We start from the raw sequence: 13,092 nt of genomic DNA, 5'->3' as shown, positions 1-13,092 counted from the left end.
TGTCTCTTCTGACGAGAACATCTTTGATCAAATCGACTGGATTTTGGCAATCCGTAAATCACGGCCGTCGCATCAGTATTACCGCGCAAGAGGCTTTCGAGGATTTCGGCGTACCGACAGAAAAAGTGCGGCTCGAAAGCGGCACTTCAAATCGCGTCACGATGTCTGGTTGCAGCCTGCTTTGCATCGGTACCAACCAGCCGGAAGCGGAAGCGGGGCGGACAGGGGGACGGCAGTCGAATACACATCTGAGACCGCCATTCCCGCAGAAATGCGAGATTTGAACGCAGTCTACACTGAATGAAGCTATTCAAAGTGACCGTAAAAAGGTCAGCCTCTTTTGCACCTTCGTTAGTTTGCAGATATACACCTGCAACTTATTTTCAGTTTTGCATGAAATAAAGTCTAGTCGTATTTTTTACGGTGCTTTGAAGCGCTTTTACGGTGATCGAAACTTGCGAATGTTATATTTTGTTGATATTCGAAACTTGTACTTTAGATTTTTGATTGGAAGTTGTTTTGGCTGAATATCCTTTCGCAGTTTACCTTCACGCGCATGATGTACCTGGTTACGGCTGTGATTTTGGTCATGATAAGAACCAGAACAGCCTCTTGTCCATCGTGACCGGTATTGGCAAATCAAGTACGTCCATCCACCTTAAAGTCCCCAAAAATGCGACCGCTACTGATGTATCAGATGCATTGCGAGCACTTGTGAAAGATAGTGGTAGAAAGATCCGCGTAGTCATCGTAAATGCACATGGAGCTCCAGGAGAAGTAAAACTTGGTGCTGGAATAAAAGAGTCAAAAGTGGATGCGTTTAGTAATATTAAAAATGTTTTTTCGGCTGTTAACAACGGCTTTATTCTATACTGCTGCAATACAGCCGCTTCAGGCTTAGACACCAATCTTATGAGAATTGAACGGGACTATGGCACAGCAGCTGCCCTAATGTATGCCGTTTTGGATGACAACAGCCCTCGTGGCAAAGGGACGGGGCATTCTTTGATTAAGAAATGGTCGCAGACCTCGGGAGTGGATGTTAGCGCGCCTTATGAGGTCCAGGTTGCTCCGGTAATGGTGCTAGGGGAAGCTGTTTGGAGACCGTCCGGCTATTTCAAAGGTAATTGGGTGCGTGCGCACCCAAACGGAAAGTTGGTCGAGCACAGTTCTTGGACCAATCCTCGAATGCGCTGAGTCACTGGGCAGGTCTGAGGTTGACGACAATGGCCAGCAGAAAAGCTTGACCTTTCGAAAACGCAGCCGACATGCTCAATAGTTGACTACAACCTTTACTATTGTTGTTGTTGTTGCGGTCGTATCGTTTGGAGCTTGTTAGTATCGAGCCGCCAAGAAAATCGAAGCAAGTGTGCGTTTGGTCAAAACAAAACTTGTATACTGGAAAGACAATCCACGTCGTTGCTCAATGGTAGCATTGCTTGCTTCAGTAACGATGTTTAATGTGAAGTCGGGCGTCCAAATCGCAGCCGAAATTCCATCTATGGCAAAGGCAGATACATTTTTCCTGAGAGTCGCGTTTGTCGGCGCATTGCAATGGATCTTGTGTGCGACGGCGGTAACGCAAGCGCTTCTGCGCTGTCGACGCTAGTTTTGCCTGAAGATGGTCGCGGTCCCCGATGGGTCGTTCGTTGAGGATGAATAGTTTTCAATTAGAGTACGACGAAACGTTGACGATGCAACCGCTTTGAACTATCGCTGATTGTGACAATGCAGCCATAAATTAGTATTAGTCTTGGTACTACATGCGATCAGTATTTGCTTGTTTATTCTCATTTTTCTTGTGTTCAGAAGTGGCGGTAGCTTCTGTTGCGGTTGAGTTGAGAGGCACGATAAAAATCGATTCATCGTCTAGCTGGGTGCCGCCTGAGTTGCAAGACGGCGACGCCTTCACTCATAGAGCGATCATCGACGACCAAGGGGCAATATCCAAAGTCGAATTTTTCTTCGGCGACACTTATGTGTCCGGTGTCAGCAGCAATGGTCCGCTTGGATGGGTTGGTATCGACGTGCCAACGCAAACTCAACAAGGCGGAATTTTACTAATCTACGGTGGTGGAACCTCAGGTATATTTTCGCGCGAAAATTTTTCTTTGCCCGAACCTAACCTCGTGGGGTTTCCATCAAACAATTTGCCACCGAGAGACTCATTTATTGAGGAGTTTCAGCATGGCTGGCCAACGAATGATCAGCTCGTCTATGCCGGTCCGCGCGCCCAACCCACCAATTCGTGGGAATTGGCGACACTGTTTTCTGAGTTCTGGAACCAAGAACCTCGCAGTGCTGTGTTCTATATGCTGTTTACGCGATATTTCTTCGAGGTTTTAACGCCCAATCCACCTCCTTACGGGCCGAATGACGGTTATTGGGTACCCAAAACAGAGCTATCAACTTTTAAACTGGAAAACATTACTGCGAACGCAACTGTTGTTCCTCTGCCAGCCGCTCTCCCTCTTCTGGCTGGTGGGCTCGGTTCCCTCTTCTTGATCGGTTGGCGCAGGAAGCGAGTTGCTCAGGCAGAGTTGAAACAGCTGAAGTTTAAGGCGGTCCTTCGGGGGCACCTTTTTGTTGGTTCGTTCATTCCTTTGGCGCTGTCAACGTCGGCTTCGTGAGAAAATGCGTTCGATCGCCAGTCAATCCTTCGGTCAGATCGTCTATCGCCTCCGCAATCTTGGTGGCAAACCGATGGACCGGCGTTTGATAAAGACTTTTAGGGGGTCACATTGAAAGAGGTTAGGGTGACTTAATCGATATCCGTAGTGACTGAGATTGATGTTGCGAGCTGGCAATTGCCAATGCCGAGTCTCCACTGATCAACAAAAAGCCGTTCCAAAACGCGGTAAGCTCCGACATAGAGAAGAACCGGTTTCTGGCTGTACCGTTCATCTTTCCGCCCGTGTATGTGACCAGTTTCGTGGACAAATTGAAGCGTAGCTCAGGGTTCGGGCCTGTTGGGTCGTGATCGGCCGAAAGACAACGTCCAAACGCTGCAGATAGGTATGCACGCGGATGGCTGGTCAACGCACCAGCTTGATGAAAACCGCACAACCAACGTGACACATCATCTTGTGTGATCTGGTTTGCCGGAACATCGACGCCTGCATCATCAGTGCCAATGACATTGAACGCGCTTTCCTTGCGGTCAATAAGATACGCTTCGCACTGGTCGGCTGTTGCGATGCCCTCAGATAGCATCTGCGTTAAAGCGAACTTGATTAGATCGCGAAGACTGCCATGCTTCACAGTGTCTTTTGACTTTTAAACGCTTGGCGATCTTGCGCCGGTAGAAGGTTGATCAGAGAGAAACCTGGCGGCCTGCAGGCTTATTTGGATATTTGCCGAGCGCAACGCGCTTTCTCCCGCCAGGGCCTCGCACAAGAGACGACCAGGACATCGATCGGCTGCCGACGCGGAGCCGTAAGCCGGGGCATATGCTGTCTGCATACTCTTGTCGTTCATTTGACGGTTTAAGTGCTTGAAGCCACCGATCCGTCATTCTCAGGGTTTCCAAAGCAATACCTCCGGAACCCAATTCGAAACCCAAAACGCAGAGAGTGTCGGTCTCTGGGTTCCAAAGCGGCTGCAATTGTTTGATTTTGTTAGAAATATTGGTGAGCCGACAGGGGTTCGAACCCTGGACCTACTGATTAAAAGTCAGTTGCTCTACCAGCTGAGCTATCGGCTCTCACCAAATTCCGGAGCAGTGGGTGCGAAAGGAGGCACCGCCGCGTTGGTGGCGTGTGTTTATGCCGACAAAAGGGACTTTGCAAGAGGCAAAATTGATTTTTTCAACAGGCCGTCGCAATTCTGACAGTAATTGGAGGTTCACTCCAAAAGTCTGCGAAATTTTCGCTTAGATAAACGTCTCTATGAGTATAAATAATGATTAATGAATACCAACTGGTAGTATAATTTACAGTGAACCTATCTTCTTCTCTAAACATTTGTTTAGAATGTTCCGAATTAAGAAGATAAAGATCATTCTCCTGCAAAAACTGTCAGGTAGCGCAATATAGTTTTGTGTTGTACCTTTATCCGTGACGAGAGAGGTTTCATGCGTACAACAACAATAGACACACATACGAACTCGGTGGAGTTCGATTTCGTGAAAGGCCACATTGCGGCGACGATGACGCTCATTCACGGATTGATCGATCAGGGCGTGGTGGATCGCGAGCAACTCGACGCGTTTTTCGCCAGCTTCATCGGTGAGCTGCCGCACAACCGGGAAACGCTCGGTCTGCGGTTGATCATTGATCAGTGGCGCCAGGGCCTTCGAGACGGTGAGTCGGAAGAAGAACTCAAGGGAATGCTCTTCGAGGTCATTCGGGGAGGGCGATCAAACTAAGATGCATGGTGCGATCAGCTTGGGGTAGGGGCCGACGCATTTACCTGAAGAGGTTCAGGTGTCAGGCGCGCTGAGGCGCCTTTTTTGATTCCAGCCTCCGCGTCTATCTATTTTGTTTGGAGGTAAACCAGGCTGGTCAAGGTCTGGAGCCTTTGATATTTCTGAAGTCTCCAATCGGTTCTTGAAGACCGTGTAGCCGGGTGTGATTGGTCATGCGTTTGTCGAACTTAGCGAAAATAGGGTCTGGCAATAACGGCCGCGCCCAGCACATGCGGCCTCCGCATGGTCTGCTTGTGGCCAGCATTCTCGCCATTTCGGGAGTGTGGACAGGAGCGCAGGGAAATGCGTCGGAGCAGCACTTCATCACGATCGGGACCGCAGGCGTGACGGGGGTCTACTACCCCTCGGGTACAGCTGCGTGCAAAATTGTCAATCTCGACAGGGCGCAGCATGGCGTGCGTTGCTCGGTTGAATCCACGCTCGGATCGATCTCGAATATCAACCAGATCCGCTCCGGGGAGCTTGATTTCGGTTTTGCACAGTCGGACTGGCAACATCATGCCTATCTCGGAACGTCCGTGTTCGAAGATGAAGGGCCTTTTGAGGACTTGCGGTCTGTCCTGTTTCTCCATCCCGAAATCGCGACGATTGTTGTGAGGGAAGGGTCGCCATATCGCTCGCTCGACGACCTGAAGGGCGCCAGGGTTGATACGGGTGGAGCCGGTTCGGGGTCGTCTGCGTCCTGGCGTGCCCTTATCGAGGATCTCGACTGGTCAGGGCCGGACAGGCAAAATTTCTCCAATCGTAACAGTTCCGAGCTTGCTGAAGCGCTCTGCTCCGATGAGATCGATGCCTATTTCCAGCTCATCGGTCACCCGGCAGCTCTGATTGAGGAGACACAGGGCCTGTGTGACATTCGCCTTGTCGGAATAGAGAGTACAGCTGTAACGCGTTTCGTTGGTGAGCAACCTTACTACATGACGGCGACCATTCCTGCTGATCTTTACCAGTTGGCTGAGCCGGTCGGATCATTCGGTGTTGTCGCCACGGTTGTCACGTCTGCCGAGATGCCGGAAGAAATCGTCACAGCGCTTGTTGCCGCCGTTCACGAAAATTTCGACAGTTTCAAAACATTGCATCCGGCTCTGAACCGCTTGAGCAACGAAGATCTTGTTTTGCTTGATGCAACCGCGCCGCTTCATCCCGGTGCCCTGACCTATTTTGAAAGCCGCGGCCTCTTGCCGCTAGATGGATTGAAAAGCGCCGACTGAAGCGGCATTCCCCTTTAGCTCTCCAAAAGGTGAGCGGCTTTTGTCTTTGTGAAAAGGCAAGTTGGGGCTAAATCAATGCTTCAGAAGCTGACCGGTCTATACCGGATTCGCATTGAACAGACCGGAAGTTTGGAATGATCCAGGACGTCACGATAATCGGAGCTCTTTTGGCGGGGGTGCTGTCTTTTGTGTCCCCGTGTGTCCTGCCGCTTGTTCCGCCCTATCTCGGGTTTCTGGCCGGAGTGTCCCTCGATCAGCTCACGGGGGAGGACGATGAAGATAAAACCGCATCGCGGCGCGTCTTCATCAGTGCCGTCTTTTTTGTGCTTGGCTTTTCGACCGTCTTTGTGATCCTCGGCGCGACGGCCAGCTTCCTTGGTCAGTTCATTCGCGCCTATCTGGATTATCTCGGCTACATTGCCGGCGCGCTGATCATCATCATGGGTCTGCACTTCCTCGGTGTTTTCCGAATAGGCCTTCTTTACAAGGAAGCGCGTGTCCACGTGGAGAAGAAACCGGCAGGGGTATTCGGTGCCTATGCAATCGGTCTTGCATTCGGTTTCGGCTGGACGCCTTGTGTTGGACCCATCCTCGCAGCGATCCTCTTCGTTGCCGGAACCGAAGACACGGTGGGGCAGGGAGCCCTGTTGCTTAGTGCCTATGCGCTTGGTCTGGGCATTCCCTTTTTGCTTGCAGCGCTTTTCGCCGGCCCGTTCCTCGGCTTCATGAAGCGGTTCCGCAGCCACATGGGCACCGTTGAAAAAGCAATGGGCGGCGTTCTCGTGCTCACCGGTGTCATGTTCCTCACCGGGCAGATGGCCGTGCTGTCCTACTGGCTTCTGGAAACTTTTCCGGGACTGCAGACGATCGGCTGACGCTTCTGCGCAAGCAGATGGTTTCGTGGATCATTGGTTCTGGAAATTTAGCCCCTTCCGAAAATTTGCCTGCGAAACCCGGCAAGGGGGCAAGGGCGTCTAAAAAGCAGAGTCCCTGAATTCTGCTGCGGTAACCAACGGATCGCCGGCATATAAGGCCGGTCTGCAAAGCTCCGTGACATCCAGTAAATGAAGGCACGCGACGGCGGCATCGGCCGCGTTCGCGAAGGGGCCGATCATGAGTGCAATTCCGCCCTCTTCGGTCTGTTTTTCCATGAGCAGAGGCCGAAGGTCCCGCATACGTTCTTCGTTCTGTTCCTTGAAATCGGCCCATGCTTTCGCGGCACCGGCACGGGATCTGTAGTGTCCAATGACAGCGCCAAAATCACTGCGCTTGACTTGGCTGTCGCCGCCGCTCCTGAGCCGACCTGCCGGATGTGAAGGAGTGATCACTGTTGGCGCAGGGGTGGTTCGTGTCGGGTTCGTGTTGAAAGGCTCGATTTCTCGCGATTGAACCGGCGGTATGGAGCCTGTTGTGAGCGATGTATCCGGTGCGGACGGAGCAGCAACAATGCGCACAGGCTCCTGTGCGGTCACTTCAGGCGTCGGCACTGCCACTGAAGGCGGTGGTTTCTGAGTGAACTCAATGCGTCTGGAGGGCTCTCCACCTTGAGGCTCAACAGTTATTGTCGGCGACCCATCCTGCAAGATTTGCACCGATCCTTCACCTGAGGGAACCATCGGGTTATTGGCAGGTTCGCCGGTATCAGGCACGACACCGACCGGAGGAGAGGGCGTTTGCGTTACAATTTTTCCAGGTTGCGGGGCAAGGGAGCGCTCTGGAAAGTCGTCCACCCTCGGAGCGGCAAATTCGGCATTCGCCAGCTTCGCTGTTGCCGCCTCCCGTTCAAGCGCGGCGATGCGCCTTGAGTAAGTAAGATTTTGTTCGGTAAGTGCCGTCAAACGGCGGCGCAGTCCGACGACTTCACGCTGCAGAACTTCGATCTGGCTTTGCTCAAGACTTCTGGCGGCTTCGTTGTCCTGGCTCAGAACGCGCGCGTCAGGAATCGGTATCGCAACCAATTGGCCAGTTGACGCCGTCGTTTCGGGTGACGTCCCGGATGGCAATTGCGTTCCGGTGGGAACGGATTGAGGGACTGCAAAGGAGGGGGAGAAAGAGGGAGCTCCGAACTGATAAGAGGCAAGACCGATCGTGCCCATGATGACCGCGGCGAACGCCCAAGACAGGAGGCCGACCCGCGGCGCGGTGAACACGTCGCGAACGATGTCTCGTTTTGTCTTTCTGGCCTGAGGTTCAAGCAAGGCGTTTCATTCCGGATCATGACTGCGAATCTGCGTAAAGGTATCGCATCTGGTGTTCATTATGGTTAACGAAACCAAAACGGAAATGCTCAGCCAGTCAGATCTTTCAATGTTCTGTGGATCGGGGCATATAGGGTCCCGATCGTTCGGCTCTTATCCGTAGTTTTAAGATGGATTGTTCATGACCACTCGCTCCTGCCTGTCAATTGTTCTCGCCGCAGGCCTTGGGACCCGTATGAAATCGGACCTGCCCAAAGTGCTCCACGAAATCGGCGGGCTGCCGATGGTCGGCCATGTCCTGAAAGCGCTGCAGGCAGCAGGTTCTGACCGGGTTTCCGTGGTCACCGGTCCTGATATGCCCGCGCTGGAAGAGCTGGTGCGCAAACTCATGCCCGCAGCCGATTGTCATATCCAGACCGAGCGCCTCGGCACAGCGCACGCCGCTTTGTCCGCCAAGCCATCTCTTGCCAGCCCTGTTGACGATGTTCTGGTCATTTTTGGTGATACGCCGCTTGTTACGTCCGGAACGATCAGGAATGTGAGGCGGCAGCTCGAGTCGGGTGCGGATCTCGTTGTGCTCGGTTTTGAAGCAAAAGATCCCTTTGGGTATGGACGGCTTTTGATCGAGGATGGCCGTCTCGTGGCCATCCGGGAAGAAAAAGATGCGACCCCGGAAGAGCGGCGTGTGACCTTCTGCAATTCCGGGATCATGGGATTTTCCGGCGAGCACGCGCTCTCGCTCATGGAGGCGATCGGCAACCAGAACGCCAAGCGTGAGTTCTACCTTACGGATGCGGTCGAAATTGCAAATCAGCGCGGCCTTACCGTGGTTGCCGTCGAAGGCTCAGAAACAGAGACACAAGGCATCAACACGCGCGTGCAGCTCGCAGCCTGCGAGGAAGACTTTCAGGATCGGATGCGCCGCTTCGTCATGGAAAACGGCTGCACGCTGCTAGCGCCCAGAACGGTGTATTTCTCCCATGACACCAGGCTGGAGCCAGGCGCTACCGTGGAGCAGAATGTTGTTTTTGCGCCGGGTGTGAGAGTTGCCGCGGACGCAACCATTCGCGCCTTTAGCCATCTTGAGGGTGCCGATGTTGGAACGGGATGCGTTGTCGGTCCCTACGCCAGGCTCAGACCGGGAACGGTCCTGGCGAGCGACGCGAAAATCGGGAACTTCGTGGAGGTCAAGAATGCCACTTTCGGGGCTGGTGCAAAGGCGAACCATCTCAGTTATGTCGGCGATGCCAGCGTGGGCTCCAGATCGAATATCGGCGCGGGTACCATCACCTGCAACTACGATGGCTATCTCAAACACCGGACGGAAATCGGTGCGGCAAGTTTCGTCGGCTCGAATTCAACCCTGGTTGCCCCAGTGCGATTGGGGAACGGTGCCTTCGTGTCGGCCGGGAGCGTCATAACCAACGATGTTTCGAAAGATTCGCTGGCTTTCGGAAGAGCACGACAGGTGGTCAAAGAAGGGGCTGCCGGGCGGCTGAGAGACAGGTTAAAGGCTGAAAAGGATGCAAAGTCCTGAAAGCATTGGGGCAGCGCGCCTGACATTTTCTGAAACACGTATTGATTTCAATACTTAGCGCTCTCTCGTCTAAAGCAGGGCAGCTAATCATCAATTTGACAGGGACCTTTTCATGTGCGGGATCGTTGGTGTTTTAGGAAATTTTGACGTTGCTCCACGCATCGTGGATTCCCTCAAGCGTCTGGAATATCGTGGGTATGATTCCGCAGGTGTTGCAACACTCGTAGACGGCGATCTCGTGCGGCGCCGGGCTGAGGGAAAGCTTCGTAATCTGGAGGCTGCACTGGAGCGTTCGCCGTTGTCGGGCACTTCGGGTATCGGTCATACCCGGTGGGCGACACACGGCGCTCCAACTGTCTCGAATGCCCATCCGCACCAGGCCGGCTCCGTTTCCATCGTGCACAACGGCATTATCGAAAACTATCTGGAACTGCGTGAGGAGGTTCTGTCTAAGGGTGCGATCTTGAGCACCGACACGGACACTGAGGTTGTCGCGCATCTGATTGATACGGCGATCAAGGAGGGCCATTCGCCGCAGGAGGCGGTTGCGCAAACGTTGCCACGCCTCAAGGGGGCGTTCGCACTTGCGATGCTTTTTGCAGGTGAAGACAACCTCATGATCGGAGCACGCAAAGGATCTCCCCTGGCGATTGGTCATGGCGACGGGGAAATGTACTTCGGATCCGACGCAATTGCGCTTTCTCCCTTCACCGACCGCATCACCTATCTGGACGAAGGGGACTGGGCGGTGCTTACCCGGTCCGGGGTTCAGGTTTTCGACCGGAACAACACGCAGGTGGAGCGCGTTGAAGCGAAGTCCTCAGTCACGTCCAATCTCATGGACAAGGGCAACTACAAGCACTTCATGGCCAAGGAAATTCACGAACAGCCTGAAGTGCTTGGGCATACGCTGTCGCGGTATTTCGATTATGCGTCAATGAGCGCGAACGTTGTCGGGGTTGAAAGACTCCGGTTCAATGATTTGTCTCGGCTCATCATTTCAGCCTGCGGTACAGCTTATCTTGCCGGTCTTGTTTCAAAATACTGGTTTGAAAAATATGCGCGTCTTCCGGTCGACATCGATATCGCGAGCGAGTTCCGCTATCGTGAAACCCCGGTAAGTGAGAAGGATGCCGCGCTTTTCATTTCGCAGTCGGGCGAAACCGCAGACACGCTCGCATCGCTCAGATACTGCAAAGAACACGGCGCTGCGATCGGTGCTGTCGTGAACGTGCCGGAGAGCACTATTGCGCGGGAAGCCGACATGGTGTTTCCAACAATCGCCGGACCGGAAATCGGTGTCGCCTCGACAAAGGCTTTTACCTGTCAGCTCGTGGTTTTGGCGGCGCTTGCCCTTCAAGCCGGGCGCGAGCGCGGTGTCCTGACTGCTGAGAGGGAAAAGGAACTCGTTTCCGAGCTGACCGAAGTGCCCAGCCTTGCGTTGAAAGCCCTTGCCGGCGAAGTCGACATTGAAAAGCTCTCGCAGCCTCTCTCCAAGGCCAACAATGCGCTTTACCTCGGTCGGTCAACCAACTTCCCGCTTGCCCTTGAGGGGGCCCTCAAGCTGAAGGAGCTCTCTTACATCCATGCCGAAGGCTATGCTGCGGGTGAGCTGAAGCATGGCCCGATTGCGCTTATTGATGAAAACATGCCGGTCTTTGTCATCGCTCCTTATGATTCCATCTATGAAAAGACCGTGTCGAATATGCAGGAAGTCGCGGCACGCGGCGGCCGCATCGTGCTGATCACAGATGCGCGCGGCGCGGATGAAAGCGGCGGTGTTGCAGAAGACGTTTTGATCCTGCCAGACATGTCGGACATCGTCGCGCCGGTCATCTACGCACTGCCGGTGCAGTTGATTGCCTACCACACCGCCGTGTTCATGGGGACGGACGTTGACCAGCCCCGCAACCTGGCAAAATCCGTCACGGTGGAATGAACGATGGTCGATGAAGCGGAAACGGTCATAACGCCATTTGAAGAGCGCTATCGGGCGCAGGTCATCGCGCTCTGGCGGTCCTGTGGACTCACACGACCCTGGAACGACCCGGACAAGGATATAGACCGCAAGCTGACCGACCCTCAGGGAGGTTTTTTTGTCCTGCTGAAGGGCAACAAGGTGATTGGGGCCGTGATGGCAGGCTACGATGGCCATCGCGGAGCGATCTACTATCTCAGTATCGATCCTGAACATCAGTCATCCGGGCTGGGCCTTCGTCTCATGGAGCACTGCGAGGAGTTTCTGATCGGACTAGGCTGTCCCAAGATCAATCTCTTCGTGAGACAAGGCAACGAGGCCGTCAAGAAATTCTACGACGGTCTCGGCTATGCACCGGAAAAAGCAGTCGCGTTAGGAAAACGGCTTATTCCGGACGACTGAAACGTGCATTGGTGGTGAATCCGAGCTTTGAATGATTGGTTCGCTCACCGTGTCTGGCATTGGCTGCGTCAAGGAAAACCGCATCCAATAAAACGAATTCAGCGCACAACCCTACAACGCGAAAGCCGCAAATAACCTTCCTTCATGTGCGCCTGTCGGATAGCCTTGATTAAGGTCTCGCTCAAAAACAGCGTGGACCGGAGTTTTGGGTCAACCCAAAGATCGGGACCATCCTCCAATGCCTTAGGTGTGACGGCGATTTGGTCGTCACCATCGGCAAACTGCCTCCAAAGCTCTTTGCCGTGTTGCTCCATTGAAAATATGGAGCGCAGGTTTACGCTCTCTGCGGCACAAAACGTTCCCTCGCGAGCAGCAATGGTGAGTGCATAGAATGGACCGGGAAGCTCGGTTTGCTTGTCGGCCTCAAAGACCGGCACACGAGTGAGCCCTCCTGTTCCAAGGTTCACCGATGCAAGCACCTCCGCCAACTTCCCTTTAACCGCCGCGAACCCGCCAAGAAAGAAGAAGTCCTTTGTTTTGCTGAAACGTTCTGGATCAAACACGTAACATGCCTCGGGAAAGTCTTCTCGCTGCAAGTCCCCCCCACGTGACTGCCGTTGCATGTCGCGCAGCACTTTTTCCGGTTCTTTGGGAACGATGTGAGTGGGCTCTTCCCAATCATGCCCATAATATTTGGAGCGAATACCCAGCTTGTTGCTGAGTTCCCCACTGGACAACGCGCCACTGATCCAGACTGCTTTATTGGTTTTCATGAAACACGTTCAATTCGAAAAGACATGAGTTCAAGGTGACACGGATCGAGATGACGCAATCATGGTTCGGTATTTGGCCCAGACGGCCGGCTGACGACATAGGTTGCGCAGGCGACTATTAATATAGCAGTAATTGCAGCCAACCAGGGTACGGGGGCGGTCGACCAGTAGAAGAAACAATAGCCGAATGCCATGCCTGCGACAGCGATAGCCTTTGCCTTCACCGGAATGGCGCCGTGCTCGCGCCAGGCAATTACCGGTGGACCGAAAACGGGGTGGTTCAGTATGCGGGCTTCAAGCGCAGGAGAAGAGCGGGCAAAACAGGCTGCCGCAAGGATAAAAAAGATTGTGCTTGGCAAAAGCGGCAGGAAAGCGCCGACAATTCCCAGGCCTACACATCCGGCTCCCAGAAGTTTGAATGTGAAACGCCGCAATCGTGCCTCCGCAATCGGCATTTTTAGGGTATATCGCTGAAAAATTAGTCAAGCGAAGGATACCGCGCTGCGATAAGAATTATTATCTAGTGTGTGTGACACAGAAAGACGAGCACTCAAAAGGACCCTGTCT

General features: G+C 53.5%; 12 protein-coding genes and 1 tRNA gene. 8 read left to right on the top strand and 5 right to left on the bottom strand.

From position 1 onward, the window contains the following. Positions 1 to 519 precede the first annotated feature (519 nt). On the top strand, positions 520 to 1,197 hold the full coding sequence (locus ABVF61_RS25820) for a hypothetical protein (RefSeq protein ID WP_353996383.1): 678 nt from the start codon (positions 520 to 522) through the stop codon (positions 1,195 to 1,197). 566 nt (positions 1,198 to 1,763) lie between these two features. After that, entirely contained in the window at positions 1,764 to 2,630 is an 867-nt protein-coding gene (locus tag ABVF61_RS25815) for a hypothetical protein (protein ID WP_353996382.1), read from the top strand. 121 nt (positions 2,631 to 2,751) lie between these two features. Here ABVF61_RS25815 and ABVF61_RS25810 read toward each other — a convergent pair whose 3' ends face one another. Both ABVF61_RS25810 and ABVF61_RS25805 read right to left on the bottom strand, forming a co-directional pair. Next, positions 2,752 to 3,261, bottom strand: a complete 510-nt coding sequence (locus ABVF61_RS25810) for a hypothetical protein (RefSeq protein WP_353996381.1) — start codon at positions 3,259 to 3,261, stop codon at positions 2,752 to 2,754. 366 nt (positions 3,262 to 3,627) lie between these two features. Beyond that, positions 3,628 to 3,703: transfer RNA gene (locus ABVF61_RS25805), tRNA-Lys, on the bottom strand. 369 nt (positions 3,704 to 4,072) lie between these two features. On the opposite strand from ABVF61_RS25805, the gene ABVF61_RS25800 reads away from it, so the two are divergent. The 3 genes from ABVF61_RS25800 (at position 4,073) to ABVF61_RS25790 (ending at position 6,512) form a co-directional block, all read left to right on the top strand. Further along, positions 4,073 to 4,366: a hypothetical protein gene (locus tag ABVF61_RS25800; protein ID WP_299484081.1), complete on the top strand. Its 294-nt coding sequence runs from the start codon at positions 4,073 to 4,075 to the stop codon at positions 4,364 to 4,366. 212 nt (positions 4,367 to 4,578) lie between these two features. Further along, entirely contained in the window at positions 4,579 to 5,637 is a 1,059-nt protein-coding gene (locus ABVF61_RS25795) for a TAXI family TRAP transporter solute-binding subunit (RefSeq protein ID WP_353996380.1), read from the top strand. 134 nt (positions 5,638 to 5,771) lie between these two features. Further along, positions 5,772 to 6,512, top strand: a complete 741-nt coding sequence (locus tag ABVF61_RS25790) for a cytochrome c biogenesis CcdA family protein (RefSeq protein WP_353996379.1) — start codon at positions 5,772 to 5,774, stop codon at positions 6,510 to 6,512. Between the two features lie 99 nt (positions 6,513 to 6,611). On the opposite strand, the gene ABVF61_RS25785 is transcribed toward ABVF61_RS25790, so the two are convergent. Next, positions 6,612 to 7,835: a hypothetical protein gene (locus ABVF61_RS25785; protein WP_353996378.1), complete on the bottom strand. Its 1,224-nt coding sequence runs from the start codon at positions 7,833 to 7,835 to the stop codon at positions 6,612 to 6,614. 181 nt (positions 7,836 to 8,016) lie between these two features. Here ABVF61_RS25785 and glmU point away from each other — a divergent pair, with 181 nt between their 5' ends. From glmU to ABVF61_RS25770, 3 genes are all read left to right on the top strand, one after another. Next, a complete protein-coding gene (gene glmU / locus ABVF61_RS25780; RefSeq protein WP_353996377.1) occupies positions 8,017 to 9,372 on the top strand; it encodes a bifunctional UDP-N-acetylglucosamine diphosphorylase/glucosamine-1-phosphate N-acetyltransferase GlmU in 1,356 nt (451 codons plus the stop codon). A 112-nt stretch (positions 9,373 to 9,484) separates the two neighbouring features. After that, positions 9,485 to 11,311 (top strand): glutamine--fructose-6-phosphate transaminase (isomerizing), encoded by a 1,827-nt coding sequence (gene glmS, locus ABVF61_RS25775; RefSeq protein WP_353996376.1) that lies wholly within the window; start codon positions 9,485 to 9,487, stop codon positions 11,309 to 11,311. Between the two features lie 3 nt (positions 11,312 to 11,314). Further along, positions 11,315 to 11,752 carry a GNAT family acetyltransferase gene (locus tag ABVF61_RS25770; RefSeq protein ID WP_353996375.1) on the top strand — a complete coding sequence of 146 codons (438 nt, stop codon included), beginning with the start codon at positions 11,315 to 11,317 and terminating at the stop codon, positions 11,750 to 11,752. Between the two features lie 98 nt (positions 11,753 to 11,850). On the opposite strand, the gene ABVF61_RS25765 is transcribed toward ABVF61_RS25770, so the two are convergent. Together ABVF61_RS25765 and ABVF61_RS25760 are read right to left on the bottom strand one after the other, a co-directional pair. Beyond that, positions 11,851 to 12,525 carry a hypothetical protein gene (locus tag ABVF61_RS25765; protein WP_353996374.1) on the bottom strand — a complete coding sequence of 225 codons (675 nt, stop codon included), beginning with the start codon at positions 12,523 to 12,525 and terminating at the stop codon, positions 11,851 to 11,853. A gap of 59 nt (positions 12,526 to 12,584) precedes the next feature. Next, positions 12,585 to 12,980, bottom strand: a complete 396-nt coding sequence (locus ABVF61_RS25760; protein WP_353996373.1) for a YbaN family protein — start codon at positions 12,978 to 12,980, stop codon at positions 12,585 to 12,587. Positions 12,981 to 13,092 lie beyond the last annotated feature (112 nt).

It is taken from the genome of Roseibium sp. HPY-6, assembly GCF_040530035.1.
GTDB lineage: Bacteria > Pseudomonadota > Alphaproteobacteria > Rhizobiales > Stappiaceae > Roseibium.
The sequence above is the reverse complement of the archived record's forward strand: the minus strand, read 5'-3'. Positions and strand labels throughout refer to the sequence as shown.